Origin of the sequence: Deferrivibrio essentukiensis (assembly GCF_020480685.1) — a bacterium.
Classification (GTDB): domain Bacteria; phylum Chrysiogenota; class Deferribacteres; order Deferribacterales; family Deferrivibrionaceae; genus Deferrivibrio; species Deferrivibrio essentukiensis.
Map to the genome: position 1 here is coordinate 1 of NZ_JAJAFU010000032.1, position 19376 is coordinate 19376.

The 19376-nt window shown below is 35.7% G+C and carries 17 protein-coding genes, 4 tRNA genes and 1 other RNA gene; 9 read left to right on the top strand and 13 right to left on the bottom strand.

Annotated features, from left to right (window positions below; all coding sequences use genetic code 11):
• Nucleotides 1-473: universal stress protein (locus LF845_RS11210; RefSeq protein ID WP_242821108.1), on the top strand; the 473-nt coding region annotated here is incomplete at its 5' end.
• 12 nt (nucleotides 474-485) lie between these two features.
• Here LF845_RS11210 and LF845_RS11215 read toward each other — a convergent pair.
• Nucleotides 486-692 (bottom strand): 4Fe-4S binding protein, encoded by a 207-nt coding sequence (locus LF845_RS11215; RefSeq protein ID WP_242821109.1) that lies wholly within the window; start codon nucleotides 690-692, stop codon nucleotides 486-488.
• Nucleotides 693-845: 153 nt separating this feature from the next.
• Between LF845_RS11215 and LF845_RS11220 the strand changes: the two genes are divergently transcribed.
• The 7 genes from LF845_RS11220 (at nucleotide 846) to LF845_RS11250 (ending at nucleotide 9928) form a co-directional block, all read left to right on the top strand.
• On the top strand, nucleotides 846-1115 hold the full coding sequence (locus tag LF845_RS11220) for an ArsR/SmtB family transcription factor (RefSeq protein ID WP_242821110.1): 270 nt from the start codon (nucleotides 846-848) through the stop codon (nucleotides 1113-1115).
• Nucleotides 1108-2415: a TolC family protein gene (locus tag LF845_RS11225; RefSeq protein WP_242821111.1), complete on the top strand. Its 1308-nt coding sequence runs from the start codon at nucleotides 1108-1110 to the stop codon at nucleotides 2413-2415. The genes LF845_RS11220 and LF845_RS11225 overlap by 8 nt, the downstream gene beginning before the upstream one ends.
• A gap of 16 nt (nucleotides 2416-2431) precedes the next feature.
• The gene (locus LF845_RS11230) at nucleotides 2432-3622 is read left to right on the top strand and encodes an efflux RND transporter periplasmic adaptor subunit (protein ID WP_242821112.1); all 1191 of its coding nucleotides are present in this window, start codon (nucleotides 2432-2434) and stop codon (nucleotides 3620-3622) included.
• Nucleotides 3622-6888, top strand: coding sequence for an efflux RND transporter permease subunit (locus LF845_RS11235; RefSeq protein ID WP_242821113.1), 3267 nt, complete (start codon nucleotides 3622-3624; stop codon nucleotides 6886-6888). The genes LF845_RS11230 and LF845_RS11235 overlap by 1 nt, the downstream gene beginning before the upstream one ends.
• The gene (locus LF845_RS11240; RefSeq protein ID WP_242821114.1) at nucleotides 6885-7076 is read left to right on the top strand and encodes a YgaP family membrane protein; all 192 of its coding nucleotides are present in this window, start codon (nucleotides 6885-6887) and stop codon (nucleotides 7074-7076) included. Before LF845_RS11235 ends, LF845_RS11240 begins: the two co-directional genes overlap by 4 nt.
• Nucleotides 7077-7198: 122 nt before the next feature.
• Entirely contained in the window at nucleotides 7199-8497 is a 1299-nt protein-coding gene (locus tag LF845_RS11245; protein WP_242821115.1) for a L,D-transpeptidase family protein, read from the top strand.
• Nucleotides 8498-9928, top strand: a complete 1431-nt coding sequence (locus tag LF845_RS11250; RefSeq protein ID WP_242821116.1) for a M99 family carboxypeptidase catalytic domain-containing protein — start codon at nucleotides 8498-8500, stop codon at nucleotides 9926-9928.
• Between the two features lie 244 nt (nucleotides 9929-10172).
• Here LF845_RS11250 and LF845_RS11255 read toward each other — a convergent pair whose 3' ends face one another.
• The 12 genes from LF845_RS11255 to LF845_RS11310 form a co-directional block, all read right to left on the bottom strand.
• Nucleotides 10173-11189: an ABC transporter ATP-binding protein gene (locus tag LF845_RS11255; protein WP_242821117.1), complete on the bottom strand. Its 1017-nt coding sequence runs from the start codon at nucleotides 11187-11189 to the stop codon at nucleotides 10173-10175.
• Nucleotides 11189-12652: an ABC transporter permease gene (locus LF845_RS11260; RefSeq protein WP_242821118.1), complete on the bottom strand. Its 1464-nt coding sequence runs from the start codon at nucleotides 12650-12652 to the stop codon at nucleotides 11189-11191. Before LF845_RS11260 ends, LF845_RS11255 begins: the two co-directional genes overlap by 1 nt.
• 215 nt (nucleotides 12653-12867) lie before the next feature.
• Complete coding sequence (locus LF845_RS11265; RefSeq protein WP_242821119.1) at nucleotides 12868-13860, bottom strand: Fe(3+) ABC transporter substrate-binding protein; 993 nt, start codon at nucleotides 13858-13860, stop codon at nucleotides 12868-12870.
• A 212-nt stretch (nucleotides 13861-14072) separates the two neighbouring features.
• Nucleotides 14073-14419, bottom strand: a transfer-messenger RNA (tmRNA) gene (gene ssrA / locus LF845_RS11270).
• Between the two features lie 48 nt (nucleotides 14420-14467).
• The gene (smpB, locus tag LF845_RS11275; RefSeq protein WP_242821120.1) at nucleotides 14468-14923 is read right to left on the bottom strand and encodes an SsrA-binding protein SmpB; all 456 of its coding nucleotides are present in this window, start codon (nucleotides 14921-14923) and stop codon (nucleotides 14468-14470) included.
• 54 nt (nucleotides 14924-14977) lie between these two features.
• Nucleotides 14978-15051 (bottom strand) — tRNA-Asp (locus tag LF845_RS11280).
• Between the two features lie 5 nt (nucleotides 15052-15056).
• Nucleotides 15057-15129, bottom strand: a tRNA-Val gene (locus LF845_RS11285).
• Between the two features lie 7 nt (nucleotides 15130-15136).
• A tRNA-Glu gene (locus LF845_RS11290) sits at nucleotides 15137-15211 on the bottom strand.
• A 7-nt stretch (nucleotides 15212-15218) separates the two neighbouring features.
• Nucleotides 15219-15291 (bottom strand) — tRNA-Lys (locus tag LF845_RS11295).
• A gap of 63 nt (nucleotides 15292-15354) precedes the next feature.
• A complete protein-coding gene (locus tag LF845_RS11300; protein ID WP_242821121.1) occupies nucleotides 15355-16641 on the bottom strand; it encodes an adenylosuccinate synthase in 1287 nt (428 codons plus the stop codon).
• An 8-nt stretch (nucleotides 16642-16649) separates the two neighbouring features.
• Nucleotides 16650-17756, bottom strand: a complete 1107-nt coding sequence (locus LF845_RS11305) for an ATP phosphoribosyltransferase regulatory subunit (protein WP_242821122.1) — start codon at nucleotides 17754-17756, stop codon at nucleotides 16650-16652.
• Between the two features lie 4 nt (nucleotides 17757-17760).
• A complete protein-coding gene (locus LF845_RS11310) occupies nucleotides 17761-18909 on the bottom strand; it encodes a pyridoxal-phosphate-dependent aminotransferase family protein (RefSeq protein WP_242821123.1) in 1149 nt (382 codons plus the stop codon).
• 313 nt (nucleotides 18910-19222) lie between these two features.
• Between LF845_RS11310 and LF845_RS11315 the strand changes: the two genes are divergently transcribed.
• The gene (locus LF845_RS11315) at nucleotides 19223-19375 is read left to right on the top strand and encodes a hypothetical protein (RefSeq protein ID WP_242821124.1); all 153 of its coding nucleotides are present in this window, start codon (nucleotides 19223-19225) and stop codon (nucleotides 19373-19375) included.
• Nucleotide 19376: the final 1 nt, after the last annotated feature.

Consider the following 19376-nt stretch of genomic DNA (forward strand, 5'->3'; position numbering starts at 1 on the left):
GCATTATGATTGCTATCAAAAAAATTTTATTCCCCACAGATTTTTCAGAAACATCAAAGTACGCAATGAACTACGCAATTGAGTTTGCAAAGGAATTTAACGCTGAGCTTAAAATTGTCCATGTCATTTTTGATGAATCACAAATAGTAGCATTTTATCTTCCACAGGTGACTTTTCAAAATCTGGACTTGGAGCTTGAAGAATCTGCCAAAAAACAATTGGAAGATTTTATAAAGGAATATCCTGAGCTTCAGGAAGTGAAATACACAACAAAACTTTTAAAAGGTACCCCATTTGTAGAAATTATTGATGAGGCAAAGAAATTTGAGGCTGATATGATTGTGATAGGGACGCATGGGCGCTCAGGCCTTGAGCATGTGCTTTTCGGCTCAACAGCAGAAAAGGTTGTAAGAAAGTCTCCATGCCCAGTATTCTCGGTGAGATTAAAAGAACATAAATTCAAGATGCCTTAAAAGGCATCTTTTTTATTTTATAAAGAGTGCTCCAAACCTACAAAAATTAATACAGGCTCCGCACCCGTTGCATTTATCGGCGTTAAAGACTACCTTTTTTATATTTTTAAATTCACCATTATTATAACTCATAGCAAGTGCACTAAAAGGGCATTTCCCGATACAAGCGCCACAGCCGGTACATCGGCTAATATTTAAACTCAATTTGTTATCTACCATTTTATAACCTTTTAATTAACTCTTGAAATTGGTTTATAACATCCAATATTTGAAAAATAAAGCGAATATAAAAATCATATTGACATATATAGATATTCATATATACATATACAAGCAACTCTTATATAAAATCTTAATTTTTGAGGTGATAGAATGTTTGATGAATACTCAGAAAAGTTTAAGGCTTTGGGGCATCCTGTGAGGCTTCAAATAGTTGCCGGACTTTCAAAAAAAGAATGCAATGTTACAAAGATGTGTGAAGGGCTTAATCTTCATCAGGCTACGGTAAGTAGACACCTTTCCATACTAAAAGCTGCAGGTATTGTTGAAGGGGTTAGAAACGGCAGTGAAATTTGTTATCACTTAGTTGATAAAAAGGTTGAACAAATCATAAACATATTAGGAGAGGGTAAAAATGTATAAGATATTGTCAACAATAATAATTATGTTTGCAGCTTTAAATGTTTTTGCTCTCACACTTGACCTTGAAACAGCCAAAGAGATGGCACTTAAAAACAATAACATCATCAAGGCATATGAAGAGGAGGCAAAATCTGCAAGTTACAAACTCAATCAGGCAAAAGGTGCTTACCTGCCTAAGATAAACATTTCCGAGACATTTTTATCAACCGATGAACCGGCCACAGCCGCTTTTGCAAAAATGGCTCAAGGTAAATTTGACTTTCCATACTTTAACACTCAGCTTGCTGATCCTGACAGGGTAGAAAATTTTGAAACAAAGATTGAGCTAATCCAGCCTATTTATATGCAAGGTAAAATATATTTTGGGATTATGCAGGCAAAAGAGATGGACAGAGCATACAAGCTGACGCTCACAAGAATAAAAGAGAATGTCTTATTAAATACTATCAAAGCATTTTACGGAAAAGGGGTAGCAGAAAAGGCAGTTGAGGCTGTGGAGAAATCACTGACACGTACTAAAAGATATTACGACATGACTGACAATTTTTATAAAAACGGTATGGTTGTAAAAAGCGACCTATTAGTTGCCGAGTCTTACCTTTTACAAAATGAAGAAGCACTAATTTCAGCAAAAAAGCAAGTTAATATAGCTGAAAGTTACTTACAACGCCTTCTTAACACAGATGAAAATATTCAGATTGTCTGGGGAAACTTAGAAGATTATCAAGTAAATAACCTTGATGCTCTTTTAGAAGAAGCTCTTAAAAATCGCAGCGATTTGCAGGCAATGGAAAAATTTGCAAACATTAACAAATATGAAGTCAGCAAAAGTAAGTCGGAATTTTTACCTGAAGTGGCACTTTTTGCAAACTACAAAATGAACGATGAAAACTTTATGGGGGATAGCGGCAAAGGGCTTACAGCAGGTGTAATGGTAAAATTTAACATCTTTGACGGTTTCTCCTCAACAAATAAAATAAAATCTTCAAAAAGCAATTACCTGTCATCAATTCATAAAATAAATGACAAAAAACTTGAAATCAAAACTGAAGTAAAAGATGCTTATTTTACATACAAAGCATCCCTTGAAAGACTTGCCGCAATGAAAAAGCAGGTTGAGGCCGCATACAGGGCACTTGAAATAACTGAAAACAGATTCAAAGAGGGGCTTGCAAAGATTACAGACCTTTTGGATAGAGAGTTTGAAGTAAAAGAGGCAGAGCTCAAACTTACCATGGCGGAATATGATGTAATCACAAACTATGCAGAGCTTATGTTTGCAACCGGAAAAATAAAATAATATTAAGGAGATAGATATGCAGGCAAAAAGACTTTTATCTTTTCTTATTTTAATCGTTTTTCTTACCGCTTGTGCAAGTGGTGAAAAGAAAGAGGGAGAAGCTATAAGCAAACCTTCAAAAGTAAAGGTAGAAACCTATGTGGTTAACCCTTCAAAGGTTGAAAACACAAGGAGTTTTACAGGGCAGGTAGTCAGCAAAAATACCGTATTTATGACGCCAAAGGTGGTAGGCTATATTTCAACCATTAATGTCAAGATTGGTGATAAGTTTAAAAAAGGTGACACGTTGGTGGAGCTTACCAGCAAAGAGCTTTTTGATAAAAGAAATTTTGCAATCGCTTCAGTCAACGAGGCAGAAAATGGGCTGAAACAGGCTGAAATAGGTCTTGAAATGGCAAAATCAGCTTATAACCAAGCCCTTGCACAATTTGAATTAGCTGAAAAAACATACAACAGGTTTCAAAAATTATTTGAAACGGAAAGTGTAAGTAAACAAGAATTTGATGAAGTGCAAGCAAAATACAAGCTTGCCCTTGAAGGGAAAAATATGGCACAAAAGAATGTCGAGCTTGCCGAAGAAAAATTAAATCAGGTAAAACTGAAAAAAATGCAGGCAGAGGCTGCCTTAAGTGAAGTTAATACTTACATTTCATATACAAAATTAAAAGCTCCTTTTGATGGGGTAGTGTTAGAAAAAATGTCCGATGTGGGTAACCTTGCATCATACAGCACACCTATTTTAAAACTTGGAACTTTTGACAGTGAAATAATTATCAACATCCCCGAAAATTTTTACAATAACCTTAGTGTTGGTAAAAAAGTCAGTCTTAAGATACCATCTCAGAATAAAAAGATTGAATCAGAAATTATTGAAATTTCTAAGGATATCAACCCTGCAAGCAGAACATTTTATGTTAAATTAACAGCTAATGACAAGGATCTGATCCCTGGCATGTTTGTGGAAGGATATTTTGAAAGCTCTCTTGAAAACATAATAGTTATACCAAAAGATTACATATTTCAAAGAGGGCAACTGTCTTATGTGTTTGTTGACAATTCTCAAAAAGCAGAAATGAGGATGGTTAAAACAGGTAAAGATTTAGGGGATTTAGTTGAAATTACAAGCGGTCTTGCTGGCGATGAAAAGATAGTCAAACCGATAAACAATGTTCAGATAAAATCAGGAGATATACTGGAGGCTAAATAATGGCTGAAATAGATAAAAACAAATTAGAGCAATGTGATATCAGCCCGCAAGAAGAGGTTGATATTGTCAAATACGGAATTGCCGAAAGGGTTGCAAAAGCATTTTTAAAGTCAAAAATTACTCCGCTCCTTGTAATCGCTTCCCTTTTTATAGGGATAATTGCCGTTATTTTTACCCCTAAAGAAGAAGAGCCTCAAATTGTTGTGCCTATGGTGGATATAATTGTGCCTTATCCCGGAGCAAAGGCAAAAGATGTAGAAAAAACTGTCTTGTCTCCTCTCGAGGAGCTAATGTGGGAAATTCCGCAAGTGGAATATGTTTATGGTACAGCTATGAATGATGCTGCCATGGTCACCGTTAGATTCAAGGTAGGGGAAGATGAAGAGAAAAGTATTACAAAACTAAAAACAAAAATAGACTACAACATGGACAGAATCCCTCACGGGGTAATGATGCCAATTATAAAAAAGCGCTCGATTGATGATGTGCCGCAGATAGCGCTAAACCTGTGGAGTCAAAAATACGACGGATATGAGCTTAGAAGGCTTGCAAAGGAAGTAGAAAAAAGAATCAAAGAGATAGAAAATATTTCTGAAACAAAAATTATTGGTGGGTATAAAAGGGTTGTTAAAGTTGAGCCCGATATCAATAAACTTAAAGGGCATAACCTTGATTTGTTTAGAATATACGGTGCTCTTACAATGTCAAACGTATCCTTGAATAGCGGTGAGATAACTGATAAAAATAAATCTGTTTACATCTCCACCGGCGGTTTTTTCGAAAATATAAATGATGTTAAAAATCTCGTAGTAGGGGTAGACAATGGTAAGCCCATTTATTTAAAGGATGTGGCTACTGTTGAAGATTCAAGTGTAGTCCCGGAGCACTATCATCTAATAGGGTTTAACAATAAGATTACTTCAGATAAATTTGAATCGGTAACCATCACAATAGCAAAAAGAAAAGGGAGTGACTCAGTAGTAGTCGCTAAAGAAGTAATGGAAAAGCTGAATACATTGAAAGGGTATATAATTCCTGAAGATGTCACAGTATCTGTAACACGTAACTACGGAGAAACAGCTCTGGATAAAGTAAAAACCCTCATTGAACACCTGTTGGGTGCTATTTTAGCAGTAATTATAGTAATGGCACTGACAATGGGATGGCGTGCTGGTCTTGTAGTGTTTGTAGCACTTCCGGTCACCTTTGCCCTAACATTTTTTGTATATTACATGTTTGACTATACGCTCAACCGAGTTACCCTTTTTGCACTTATCTTTGTAGTAGGGCTTGTGGTGGATGATGCAATCATAGTTGTAGAAAATATGGAAAGACACTTTAAGCTTGGCAAAGATAATCTTGTAATGAGGGCGATTAAATCTGTAGGAGAAGTGGGCAACCCTACAATTCTTGCCACCATAACCGTAATTGTAGCTATCTACCCAATGGCGTTTGTTGGTGGACTTATGGGACCATATATGAAACCTATGCCTGTAGGTGCTTCACTTGCTATGATTTTCTCTCTCTTCGTTGCCTTAATAATTACCCCATGGCTTTCATTTAAATTGTTAGCCGGGCATTCTGCAAAACATGACGAACCTGTAAATGAAGAAGAATGGGTCAAATCGACAAAACTTTATAAAATATACACTGCTATTTTAAGCCCATTAATGGAAAGAAAACTTTACAGATTTGTTTTTGCCTGCGTTATTTTACTACTATTTTTCGGGGCATTTTTATTCATCCCGACTAAAAAGGTTGTAATGAAAATGCTTCCGTTTGATAATAAGAACGAATTGCAAATAATCGTAGATATGCCTGAGGGGACTTCTCTTGAGCAGACAACTGCCGTTGCCATGGAAATAGGAAATTATCTTGCCACAGTGGATGAGGTTGAAAACTATCAAATATTTGCAGGGCTTGCCGCACCTTATAACTTTAACGGGCTTGTAAGGCATTATTTTATGAGGCAAGGGAATAACGTAGCAGATATTCAAGTAAATTTTGTTGATAAAAAATACAGAAAACTTCAAAGTCACAACTTGGCAATAAAATTAAGAGCCCCTATTCAGGAAATAGGTAAAAAATACGGTGCCAATATAAAATTAGCTGAGATTCCACCAGGCCCCCCTGTACTTTCCACATTGGTTGCTGAAGTTTATGGACCTGATGAAAAGTCAAGACTTGATGTCGCAACTAAAGTAAAGGAGATATTTGAGACTACCGAAGGGGTAGTGGATGTTGACTGGTATGTGGAAGATGACATGAAAGAATACGTATTTAATGTCAAAAAAGAAAAAGCAGCATTGACTGGCGTATCAACAGAAATGATTTCTAAAACAATGTATATGGCACTCAAAGGGATGAATGCAGGTATTTTACACACTGGAGAAGATAGGGAGCCTGTTGACATTGTTTTGCGATTACCAGAAAAGGATAGAAGTAAACTATCTTTTATAAAAGATATTCAGGTCATCTCAATGGCTGGCAGAAGTGTCCCACTTAGCGAGCTTGTAACCATTGAAGAAAAAACAAAAGATAAGGCTTTGTATCACAAAAATTTAATGCCGGTTGTTTATGTTATAGGGGATGTAGCTGATAAGGTTGAAAGTCCTGTTTATGCAATACTTGATATGAAAGATAAATTAGACAAAATTCAATATCATGGACAAAAGATTAAACAACTTTGGACCAGCCAGCCAAAAACAGATAGCGAGGTTTCTGTGAAATGGGACGGAGAATGGCAAATTACATATGAAGTATTTAGGGACTTGGGCTTAGCATTTGCAGCTGTGCTTGTAATTATGTATTTTGTACTTGTGGGATGGTTTAGGTCATTTGCCACTCCGATAATAATGATGATACCTATTCCGCTAAGCTTACTCGGTATTATCCCCGGCCATTTTATATTTGGGGAATTTTTCACAGCAACAAGTATGATAGGGTTTATTGCCCTTGCGGGGATAATGGTTAGAAATGCCGTACTGCTTATCGACTTTATCGAGGCTGCCCTTGAAAAAGGTAAAAATATAAAAGATGCAGTTATCGAATCAGGTGCAATCAGAACAAGACCTGTGGCACTAACTACCGTCGCAGTTATTACCGGCGCACTGTTTATGCTACCTGACCCGATATTTGCCGGGCTTGGTGTTGCATTAATTACCGGTGCGGTGGTGTCAACAATACTTACACTTGTAATAATACCGCTAAGTTACTACATGTTTTATAAAATATTTATAGAAAATAAAATTAAGGAGGATTTATGAATACTGAAAGATTGATAAGAATCTTTGCCGGTACATTTGTGATTGTAAGTACTATTTTAGGACTTTTATACTCAAAATGGTGGTTTGCATTTACTCTATTTGTGGGAGCAAACCTTTTACAATCAGGGTTTACTAAATTTTGCCCTCTCGAAATGATATTAAAAAAATTAGGTGTACCTGAAAAGTAGTTAAAAAGTAAAGGGGGCATAAATAGCCCCCTTCTTAATAAGTGCGGCTTTTTATTGATTCTTTAATCTTTATAATGTAGTATCTCAATCCAGACATTCAAATTATGCGGAGGCCTTAAAATATGCGTTGTAAGTACCCACATATAAAATATTTTTCATTTACACTCATTGTCGCATTGCTATCTATTGTGTTTGGTGTTAAAAACTCTTACTCTACAGATAATAACACAGAAGCATTTGAGTTTGTTACCGGAAATATATTTTCAGAGGGCAATAGCAATTTTAAAGCACTTGCAGTGGACAAAAGTAGTAAGACTGCATATCTCTTTCAAGTGGAAAATGACATTCCTAAAATTATAAAAGTATATAAGAATATTTTGACAGGTGAAATTACCGGTGATAAGCAGGCGGAGGGGGATAAAAAAACACCAGAAGGGGTGTACTTTACCCAAAAGTTTATCCCACAAAATAGCCTCCCTCCGACTTACGGCTATGGTGCCCTACCGCTAAATTATCCGAATTTCTATGATAAGATTTTGGGCAAGACTGGACACGGAATTTGGGTGCACGGTATACAAGAGGGGGTTGAAGATAATTCTACGGAAGGGTGTGTTGCACTTGATAACGGGGACATGGAAGACCTTGTTTCAAAAAATGCACTAAACATTCCTGTAATAATTTCAGAAAAGTTATCTTTTTTGGATAAAGACTCATATGTTATAGCAAAAAATTATTGGATTAATTTTTTAAATGGATTTATCAATGCTTGGGAAAATAATGATTTTGAAAAGTTTCAACAGTATATACATACAAAATTTAAAAATAGCGATAACCAAGATTATTTTAAGTATGTAATGGAAAAAAAGCAGCTGATGAAACTTTATCCTTACAGAAAAATAAATATCGATAATATTCAAATATTTTTGGAAAATGACTCAGAAGCTTTTGTTAACTTTAACCAATTGTATTGCGCAAACAACATATTGGTTGAAGGAAACAAGAGGATATATATTTCCAAAGAATTGGGTGAGCACAAAATTATAGGTGAACTATTTTATCCAAGCGGCTCATACAAAATTACGGAAAATCTTACAAATAAGTTTATCAAAGAGTGGAAATCTGCGTGGGAAGCAAAAGATATAGAAAAATATAAACAATTTTATGATAAAAGATTTTCTTCTGCTGGACTTAATTTTGATAAATGGATAGAAGATAAATACACAAAATTTCAAAAATACCAAAATATAACTGTATCCATTGATGATATCCGTATTGAAAATATCACCCCTACGGCAATAACAGTCAGTTTCAAACAAAAATTCAATGCAGATTCATATTCAGACTATGGGGTGAAGGTTATCAAACTTTCCGGCTGTCCCGGAGATTTTAAAATCATAAGTGAAACCTGGAGACCTTTATAAATGAAGCTTGCCTATTTTTTTATTTTATCTTTTGTGCTGGTATTTAACCTTTTCGGTGAAGTTAAACGACCTTTTAAAGAGCACAAAGTCTATTTTGAGGGGACTGATTATGAGCTAAACGTCTATAAAATTTACGGGAGAAAGGATGGCAACACCATGCTCATAATGGGTGGAATACAAGGGGATGAGCCGGGCGGTTTTTTGTCTGCTGACCTGTACTCTGACCTAAGTCTTGAAAAAGGTAATCTTATTGTAATCCCAAGGGCAAATTTCAAATCGATTATTTTATTTAAGCGCTCCACAGAAGCTGACATGAATAGACGTTTTCATTTAGATGATATTCAGATAGAAATGGATAAAGTAGTCCAAGTAATCAAACAACTAATGAGTGAAGCAGATGTGTTTTTGAATCTTCACGATGGTTGGGGTTTTCATACTCCCACCCATATCAACTGGCTTAGAAGCCCTGAGAGATTTGGTCAATCTGTTATCGTAGATACGGGTAAGTTTACTTGTGATGATGGAACTGTAATCGACCTTGAAGGTATCGCCAAAAAAGCGCTTGAAGAAATCAATGAAAAAATTGGGGTAGAAGATTACTTTATGCAATATTTTAACACAAACACCGACGACCCGAATACGCCATACTCAGAAATGAAGAAAACAGCCACTTACTTTGCCCTAAAAAATCTTTGCTTACCATCTTTCGGCATAGAAACTTCCAAAAACTTACCTTCGGATGAAATGAAAATTCTGCACCACAATTACGCCGTAAATGCATTTATGAAGCTTTACGACATTATACCGGAGCAGCCACAAATAATTCTGGCAAGCCCTGAAATAAACTTTGTCATAATAAAGGTAAATGGTGAGCCAAAAATAGTTTCAAATAACTCAACTCTTTTACTTAAAAAGGGAAGTGTTGTGCAGGTAGCACATATAGATTCAAACTACAAAAGAGGGCTATCGTGTGATATTGAAGGGGTAAACGGACTAAACGACAAAAATATCCCATTTAAGATAACAGAAAATAAGACAATTGTTTTTAGAAAAGATAATCTCGAAATAGGGAAAATAAATCTTAAAATAGACGGTAAAATTGAAGATGAGCACGGAGTCTTTATAGTAAAAGTCAATAATCAAAAAAAAGCTGTGTTGCAAAATGATACTTTGGTTGTCAAAAAAGGGGACGTATTAAATATTATTAAATTTTTCAGTGAAAATATTAATTCTGAGCCAAAAATAAATTTTAAAGGATGGGTGCCTTCCGGTATCAACTACAATGATGGGGATGACAGAGGATACGATATTTTAATAGACGGTAATTTTATGGCAAAATACTCAAAATACGGCAATGGTTCAGTATTCCCAGTAATAGCCGGAGATAGCAACAATATCCTAGGACAATTTTACGTAAAGATTATTGAATAATTTTATACTCCCATAAACGTTTATAGTAAAAATTATTTTAAGTGTATTTGAAATAAAGTGCCAGGTAAATAATTTTTCAAGCAAAAAAATGTCTATCCTTTATTTTACTGAAAAGGATTCGGATTTATTACTACGGAAGATTGAGAGGACGTATTAGCACATCATACTTCAGCTCAGAAAGAAGGCTTTAGGTCTTTAAACAGACTTAATAAGGGTAATTCACCCGCCTTTTTATTTATACTTCTTACAAATCTCCATCCAAAATTATCGTGTGTTTCAGCTCCAATGAAATAGCAATTGTATCCCCAATATTAAAATTTTTATGACTTGGAAAAGTTGCTATCAAATAATCTCCTGATGTTATTTCTAATTTATAACTTATAACTGCACCTTTAAACTCTTTACTTATGACAATTGCTTTCATTGGAGCATCGGGTTGATAAAGTACATCTTCTGGTCTTATCAGTAAAACTGGATTTTTTATAGTGGAATCTGCCTTAATCACACCAAAAGGTGTCTGATATGTATTATTATTTAATGGAGTACACTGCAGAAATGTAGCTTCACCTGCAAATGTTGCTACAAATTTACTTACAGGCATATGATATACTTCATAAGGAGTTGCCCACTGGGCGATTTTTCCGTTATTCATCACTCCCACTTTATCAGCAAGAAGAAATGCCTCTTCTCTGCTATGTGTTACTATCAAAGCAGTAGTGCCATACTTTTTAATAATTTCTCTGACTTCACTTGATACCTTTGTTCTAAGATTTACATCAAGATTGGAAAAAGGTTCATCCATCAGCACTAATTCCGGGTCATGAAAAAGTGCTCTTGCTATAGCAAGTCTTTGTTGCTGCCCACCAGAAATTTCGTATGGATAGCGGTCAATAATATCATGTATTTCTAACATTCGACAAATGGACTCAATTTTACCTGGCTTAACTTTATTAGTTCCGAATATTATATTCTCCTTTACAGTCATGTGAGGAACTATGGCATAATCTTGGAACACAAACCCTATTCTTCTATCTTTTGGCTGGATATTTAGTGAATTTGAACTAACTGTTTTCCCTGAAATTTTAATTTCACCAAAATCTATATTTTCCAGTCCTGCAATACAACGAAGAGCAGTAGTTTTACCACACCCTGAAGGGCCTATCAAACAACCAACCTCCCCTTCATTAAGACCAAATGTAAGATTACTTAAGACCAATTTACTTCCAAAGCTTTTTTTAACGTTTTTAACTTCCAAAACCATTAATGCCTCCTCGGCTTGATTACCATAACTAGTATAGGTAAAATCCCTAATACCACTAAAATTAAAGAAGGTATTGCTGCACGTTCCCACTCCCCTTCAGCTGTAAGACCAAAAATACGGACTGCAAGCGTATCCCAACCTGCTGGTCGAGTCATCAAGGTAATAGGCATCTCTTTAGCAATATCTAAATAAGACATTATTGCTGCGCTAAAGAAACTTGCTTTGAGAGATGGAAAAATAACTTTTTTAAAAACATCTGAAGATGAAACATCCAATAAGCGCGCTTGCTCAAAAATTCCTGATTTTATTCTTGATAAGTTACCATAAAGTGTATTATATCCCAAAGATACATACCTTACAGTATAACCCAAAATTAATATAAACAAACCAGCCAGATTTGTTAGCAATTGTGAAACCTCCATTAAGTTAAGCATATCAAGTATATTATAAAATAATTTAGAAATTGGAGTATAAAACCCCACTGCCAATACTGAGCCGGGAATCGCATAGCCAGCTGTTGCAATCAATACAATAATCAAAGATATAGTGTTTTTGTGATTGCGATAATAGTATGCTAAAAAATAACCGAAAAATAATACCATAAACACACCAGCAAAACTTAGGAAAAGGGTATTTTTTATATAATTTATATAGTCAGTGCTAAGCTCAACACTAAACGCACTCCAACACCATAACACAAGCTGGGTAAATGGAAATATCAATGAAAAAAACAATATTAAAAATAAATAAAACAGTATACCATAAAGCTCTAACCCTAAAAGTTTTTTCCTCTGAAATGGTTTATCCACCCTTTCAACACTGTAAAATGCTTTTCTTTTATTGTATAATTTTTCAACCATCAAAAGCACAAATGCAAATAATACTAAAACTCCTGATAGCAAAACTGCATGCTCAAACTTAAAAAAACCATACCATGCCTTATATATAGCAGTTGTAAATGTATCATACCCCAAAATAGAAACAGCTCCAAAATCAGCCATTGTCTCCATTGCTACAAGTAGCATACTACCTGCTATCCAGGGTGAAGCCATAGGCAATATTAACTTAAATATTAAAAATCTTTTGTTAACGCCATGAATTTTAGATACTTCAAAAATGCGACTTCCTTGGGTTTCAAATGCATTTTTTACTATTATATAAACGTACGGATACAACGATAGAGATAAAATAAAAGCAACTCCAAGAGGCGTTCTAAAACCATCAAACCATACATACTTATTGAAAATGAGCTTGTACAAAGCCTGGATTAAGCCAGAACTATCAAATAGCCCTGTGTAAACAAATGCAAAAACATAAGCAGGTACGGCGAGCGGAAACATAAAAGCTACAGATACAAACTTTCGTAATGGGAACTCGTACATAGCAATAATCCATGCAACAGAAACTCCTAAAATAAAACTAAGCCCAGAAACCATAATGAGAAGAACAAAAGTGTTCTTCATTAACGTTAAAACCCGATAATCATGAAATACTTGAACTAACTCTGAAGAAGGAGTCTTAACATATTGAGATAAAATAAACCAAATCGGCACAATACATATGAATACAAGTAAAAAAGGCACCGACAGATTGCGCCCCGCAATCTGTCGACACCTATATATAATCCGTTTTACTGCTAAAGTCACACAACACCTAGGCTGTAATATTTATTTTTCATTTACTTATAACCTACTTTATCCATAAGACGAATTGCTACTCCTTGTAATTCACCCGCAAAACTTAGGTTAGTTTTATTTTGTTTAAATGAACCCCATGAGTTGAGCAATGAATTAAGAGGTACACCTTTCTTAACAGGATATTCAAAATTCATTTCAGCATACATCTGCTGAGCTTTATCACTTACTAACCATTCAAGGAGTTTTACAGCATTTTCTTTATTTTTAGCATATTTTGTTACACCGGCTCCTGAAATATTAACATGAACTCCATTCCCGTTTTGGTCAGCCCAGAAAAGTTTAACTTTAGAATTTGAACTCTTTTCCAAATATCTACCAAGATAATAGCTATTGATTATTCCTACATCACATTTACCCATCTCAATCGCCTCAATTACCTTAGTATCACTGGATAATGGTGCTGTAGCTAAATTATCTACCCATCCTAGCAATATCTCTTCAGTCTTATTGGCTCCCTGTTCAGCTATAAACATTGCTACCATTGACTGATTGTAAACCTTTTTAGAAGTTCTTAGGCAAAGGCCCCCTTTCCATTTTGGATTAGCCAAGTCAGCATAAGTAGATAATTCTGATGGTTTAACTTTATCAGAATTATATATGATTGTTCTAGCTCTAATTGTTAACCCAAACCACAAATTGTTTGTATCCCTTAAATGCTCAGGGATCGCTGATTCTAATGTTTTTGATTTTACTGGTTGTAAAAGATTTTCTTTTGCTGCCAACCACAAATTTCCTGCATCAACAGTCATAAGTACATCAGCCGGTGTACGACTCCCTTCTACCTTTAGTTTCTCAATAAGTGCTCCGTCTTTATCAGTAACATATCGCACTTTAATCCCTGTTTCTTTGGTAAACTCTTCAAAAAGTGGCTTTATTAAGTGCTCAGCACGTGAAGAGTAAACCATTAATTCTGAAGCAAAAGTATTAACGCCAAACGCTAAAAGCATACACAAGGTAAAAAATAAATTTCTCATTGTTAGTCCTCCTTAACTTTTTTTCATAGCCAGAAGGTATAGTTTAAGAAACAATATTTGTCAAGAATAAAGTTAGTGCACTCTAACAATTTTTCAAAATTTTAACAAACATAGTTCTTAATATATTCTGAAAACCAAAATGTAGGTAATTTTGTATCAAGTTGATTATCAATCAAAGAAAAAGTTTAATTAACTTTGATTACGCACTAAAAATATGGAGGCGGCGGGAATCGAACCCGCGTCCGAAAAGCCTTCTTCCCCAGGTACTACATGCTTATCCTGCGATTAAATTTCCCAAACCCAATGCCCGCAGGCCGGCTTAGGGCTTGGTGAGCCTTTTAAGTCTCACCGAATGCTTAAAGGCGTCACATCCGGCCAGCCTACTAAGTTGTCGCCCTCTGCAAGATCGTAGGCAAACCCTACAGGGACGTCGCCGTCAATTAAGCAGCGAGTGCTAATTCGTCGTTTGCAATTATTATTGTTCGGCTGTTTTACGAGGTACCGAACCTCGGCATGCACCTTAGAGCCTACAGCTCCCCGTCGAAACCTTGGCGCCCCCTTTACTACTGGGGATTCTAATATATATACCACATCTAATTTGTAAAGACTATTTTATTATAAATTTATTTTTAAAGTCTCGAGAAATTTCTTTCTTCAAATCTTTTTCTTTTATTGTATTCCTTTTATCGTGAGCCTGCTTCCCCTTTGCAAGGGCAATCTCTACTTTAACCAAATTCTTTTTCAAATATATTTTAAGAGGGATTATTGTTAAGCCTTTTTCTTGAGCCTTACCAATTAATCTATTTATTTCTCTCTTATGTAACAATAACTTTCGAGTTCTAGTCGGTTCATGATTAGAAATATTGCCCTTTTCATACTCTGAAATATGTGCATTTAACAGAAAAGCTTCCCCATCTTTTATTTTGACAAAGGAATCACGCAAATTTACTTTGCCGGATTTGCAGGATTTAACCTCTGTACCCTTTAATTCTATACCTGCTTCAAAATTTTCAATTATTTCGTAATCATGAAAGGCTTTTTTATTCTGTGCTAATATCTTCATAATTTTATAATATCCGTTTTAATTAAAAAAAGCCACCTAAAAGGTGGCTTTATACGGGGACGACGAGACTTGAACTCGCGACCTCTGACGTGACAGGCCAGCGTTCTAACCAACTGAACTACGCCCCCAAAAATGGGCGGTGCAGGGATCGAACCTACGACCCTCGGCTTGTAAGGCCGATGCTCTCCCAGCTGAGCTAACCGCCCGATTATACGTCCCTAAGGGGATTTGAACCCCTGTTGCCGGCGTGAAAGGCCGGTGTCCTAGGCCAGGCTAGACGATAGGGACACTAAAATGAGCCGTGTAGGGATCGAACCTACGACCCACTGCTTAAAAGGCAGTTGCTCTACCTACTGAGCTAACGGCTCACTGTTTTTCCCAAAAGGGAAGGACTATATAGCAAAAGGTTTCCACCTTGTCAACAAGTTTTTTCAAAAAACTTTATTTAAAATTATAGTTTCTTCCCTATCGGTTCCGAGAGAGATAAGGGCGTACTCTACACCCAGCTCATTCTTTATAAACTCTACATATTTTTTGGCATTCTCAGGCAAATCATTGTATCTTTTCACCTTTGTTATATCTTCAGTCCAGCCGTCAAATTCCTTGTAAACAGGAGTTAGGTTTTCAAGTATTTTTATTTCTGGGGGGAAGGTTTCAAACACTTTACCATTATATTCATACCCTACACAGACCTTAATTTTATCAAAACCAGTCAACACATCTAACTTAGTCAAAGCTATATAATTTATTCCGCTTAACATTTTGGCATACTTTGTTGCTACTAAATCAAGCCATCCACAACGCCTTGGCCTGCCTGTTGTAGCACCATATTCACCGCCTACATCCCTTAATCTTTGGCCTGTTTCATCTTCAAGCTCTGTAGGGAAAGGTCCACTACCTACCCTGGTAGTATAAGCTTTTAATACACCAACAACATTGTTAAGAGATTGCGGTGCAAGCCCTGTCCCAGTAAATGCTCCGCCGGCAGTAGGGTTACTGGAAGTAACAAAAGGATATGTACCATGGTCAACATCAAGTAGTGTCCCCTGAGCACCTTCGAGCATTATATTTTTCCCTTCATTATAAAGCTTGTTTATCATATAACTTGTTTCAGCTACGTAAGGTTTGATAATCTCTCCATACTTTTTATAACTTTCAAAGACTTCCTGAGGATTAAGTGGCTCAAGGCCGTGTATCCTTTCTGCTATCAGATTTACTTCTTCAACATTTTGAAAAACCTTTTCTTTTAAAACCTCTTCGTCATAAAGGTCACATACCCTTAGACCTACACGTGCCATTTTGTCAGCATAACTTGGTCCAATACCTCTTCCTGTAGTACCAATCTTCTTACTCCCCTTTTTTGCTTCACTATGTTTATCAAAAATTTTATGATAAGGCATAATCAGATGAGCTCTTTTACTAACAAAAAATCTCCCTTCAAATGAAATCCCTCTTGCTTTTAAATCATTTATCTCCTCAATTAATGCTTCTGGATCAATAACAACACCATTACCAATTATATTTACTTTTCCATCGTGCATAATGCCGGAAGGGATTAAATGGAGTATATATTTTTCCCCTTTTATAACTACCGTATGACCTGCATTATGACCACCGGAAAATCTAACAACTACATCTGCTTCCTCAGTAAATAAATCTACAACTTTACCTTTACCTTCATCGCCCCATTGGGCACCCAATACCAAAGAACAACTCATAAGCTACCTCACGGAAATATATTTTTTATGCTGTACATAACTTCCAAATTTTGCAATTTACCTTTATCACTAACCCATAAAACTTTAAAGTCTTTTTTTCTCAATTCTTCTGCCCTTTTAAAGTTCTCTCTTCCTATAACCAAATAATCTATTTCAATTTTTTCATCCCTTAGTTCATACACAGGCAAAATCTCTTCCAAATTAAATGCCAACCCACACGCTGAAACATCTACCCCAAAGTTATGCATAAGGTTATCGTATCTGCCACCTGAAATTAAAACATTGCCACCGTCCGTAACAAATCTCACATTTATACCTGTGTAGTAATTAATACCGTTTACTTCAGCCAAATCAAAAACTATCTTATCTTTAGGTATCCCCATGCTAATCATATTATCATAAAGGGTTAACAACTCATCTAAGCGGCTGATAAGTTTTGTATTTAAAGACACCTTATTTTTAATTGAGTTTAAAACCTCTATCCCGCCAAAAGCTTTTGGAAGCTCTTCAAGCAAATCTGTATTTTTGCTCGATAAGTCTCCGCTATTAAATTTCTTTTTTAGCTCACAATAGTTTTTTGCCTTTAGCAGATTTAAATACTCTTCCTTGTTGTTTACCAGAGAAAGACACTCTTTCAATAAGTATATGTCGGTAAGTACTATTTTAAAATTCTCAATCCCAACCGATTCAATCCCTTTATAACCAATCGCAATAAGCTCAAGATCTCCATAAAGCTCTTCCTCGCCAAAGAGCTCGATCCCAATTTGCTGCATTTCAGACTTTAATCCCTTATTAACATTAACATTTCTAAATACACGCCCCTTATAGCTAAGCCTTATAGGTTTGGGATATGAGTTCATGTAATTTGCAACATTTCTACAAACTTGAGGTGTAAAGTCAGGGCGAAGCACCATTGATTTACCGGTATTTCTATCGATAAATCTTATGATATTTTCATCACTGAAATTCCATGCAGTTTTTGATAAAATGTCATAGTACTCATAAAGGGGAAGGTAAACTTCCGTATACCCGTATTGACTTAAAATTTTTTCTATATCTGCAGCAATTTTTTTTAGTTTTCGTGCCCTTTGAGGTAATTTTGTCTTAGTTTCCATCACATTACCTAATGCTCTTCAGTATAACTTCCTGGCAAGCACCAACCCCCCTGCCAAACTCTATATCCAAGCCAAACTTTTTAAATCCAAGCTCAAGTGCACTAACCGCTACAATTGTATCAAAAATATCATGATAGCCCAAGTGAGAAATACGAATAATTTTACCTTTTAAATGATCTTGTCCACCCGCAAAAGTTACCCCTATATCTTCGCGCATATATTTTACAAACTTTCCGCCGTCAAAATCTTCAGGCAATATAATTCCAGTAGCAGCATTAGAAGGAATATTTTTAGCTAATAGCTCAAACCCAAGAGCTTTCATAGCTTCTCTTGTAGCTTCAGCGCAAATAGCATGCCTTTTATAGACATTTTCAAGCCCCTCATCTAACATCATACCAAGAGCGGTATTAAGCCCAATGATAAGATTTACTGCAGGTGTCCAAGCTGTCGTATCTTTTTGCTGCGATTTCAGTTCCTTTTTCAAGTTTAGATAATATTTAGGGATATTAGAGGACTCTGCCATCTTCCAAGCTTTCTTTGACATCGCAATAAAAGATAGCCCGGGAGGGAGCATAAAAGCCTTTTGGGAGCCTGAAACAATTATATCTACGCCCCATTCATCCATTTTAGTTTCAACTACACCAACTGATGTGATACCATCTACAATAAGTAGCATATTTTCTCTTAAAGAAACAATTTTTGCAATCTCCTCAACAGGATGATATACGGTTGTGGATGTTTCGCTCGCCTGCATTAAAACTGCTTTTATGTCAGGATGCTCAATAAGTTTTTCCTCTATCTGGTAAGGTGTAACCGAACGCCCCCACTCAAGATCAATACTCACAACATCAAGACCGAATGTCGTTGCAATCTCCTTCCATCTGAGACCAAACTTACCTGCATTTACCACCAAAACTTTATCGCCGACACTTAAAGTATTTACCACTGCCGCTTCCATAGCCGCAGTCCCGCTTGAAGCAAGGATTAAAACATCTTCTTTAGTGCCAAAGACCTTTTTTAATTTTTCCCTTGCTTCAGAGAAAATTTTTGAAAATTCACTTGTCCTATGATGAATTACCGGCATAGCCATATCTAAAAGCACTCTTTCAGGCACCATAGTCGGCCCTGGTGCAAGGAGATATTTTTTCAGCATACATAAACCTCACTTTTTTTGTATGCTTCTCTATATCAGTCTAATCTATTGGTGTCAATTTCTATTCAACTATCATAAGGCACTAAAGTTACAGTATACCTTAATAATGTTAAATAACACCAAAATCAGTTAAAAACCAATACTCAAAATATAACTATTTTTTACTTATTTAATATAGAATTACAATGGCAGGCACTATTTTTAGTAAGATAAACCAAAAAATTTTTAAATTACAATTAAAATACTTGAAAAAAAATCATCTTGAAACTAAACTAACCTACCTTACGCAGGCAAGGCTTAATAGGAGGTCATTATGAGAGATAAAATTGAAGCTGTTGAGGTAAAGTGCCCTAAGTGTGGCAGAAAGCAAATTGTTTATCTCCCTAAAGAGACTGTTCCAAAATGCCCTGACTGCAATGTAAGGATGATAATTTCTGAGCTTTTAGATGAAGGAAAATCATACTAAG

Coding starts and splice junctions, on each gene's coding strand:
- LF845_RS11265 (WP_242821119.1), bottom strand. CDS start 13,860: ATGAGAAATTTATTTTTTACCTTGTGTATGCTTTTAGCGTTTGGCGTT.
- LF845_RS11260 (WP_242821118.1), bottom strand. CDS start 12,652: ATGAAGAACACTTTTGTTCTTCTCATTATGGTTTCTGGGCTTAGTTTT.
- LF845_RS11245 (WP_242821115.1), top strand. CDS start 7,199: ATGCGTTGTAAGTACCCACATATAAAATATTTTTCATTTACACTCATT.
- LF845_RS11225 (WP_242821111.1), top strand. CDS start 1,108: ATGTATAAGATATTGTCAACAATAATAATTATGTTTGCAGCTTTAAAT.
- LF845_RS11220 (WP_242821110.1), top strand. CDS start 846: ATGTTTGATGAATACTCAGAAAAGTTTAAGGCTTTGGGGCATCCTGTG.
- LF845_RS11215 (WP_242821109.1), bottom strand. CDS start 692: ATGGTAGATAACAAATTGAGTTTAAATATTAGCCGATGTACCGGCTGT.
- LF845_RS11315 (WP_242821124.1), top strand. CDS start 19,223: ATGAGAGATAAAATTGAAGCTGTTGAGGTAAAGTGCCCTAAGTGTGGC.
- LF845_RS11230 (WP_242821112.1), top strand. CDS start 2,432: ATGCAGGCAAAAAGACTTTTATCTTTTCTTATTTTAATCGTTTTTCTT.
- smpB (WP_242821120.1), bottom strand. CDS start 14,923: ATGAAGATATTAGCACAGAATAAAAAAGCCTTTCATGATTACGAAATA.
- LF845_RS11300 (WP_242821121.1), bottom strand. CDS start 16,641: ATGAGTTGTTCTTTGGTATTGGGTGCCCAATGGGGCGATGAAGGTAAA.
- LF845_RS11250 (WP_242821116.1), top strand. CDS start 8,498: ATGAAGCTTGCCTATTTTTTTATTTTATCTTTTGTGCTGGTATTTAAC.
- LF845_RS11240 (WP_242821114.1), top strand. CDS start 6,885: ATGAATACTGAAAGATTGATAAGAATCTTTGCCGGTACATTTGTGATT.
- LF845_RS11235 (WP_242821113.1), top strand. CDS start 3,622: ATGGCTGAAATAGATAAAAACAAATTAGAGCAATGTGATATCAGCCCG.
- LF845_RS11310 (WP_242821123.1), bottom strand. CDS start 18,909: ATGCTGAAAAAATATCTCCTTGCACCAGGGCCGACTATGGTGCCTGAA.
- LF845_RS11255 (WP_242821117.1), bottom strand. CDS start 11,189: ATGGTTTTGGAAGTTAAAAACGTTAAAAAAAGCTTTGGAAGTAAATTG.
- LF845_RS11305 (WP_242821122.1), bottom strand. CDS start 17,756: ATGGAAACTAAGACAAAATTACCTCAAAGGGCACGAAAACTAAAAAAA.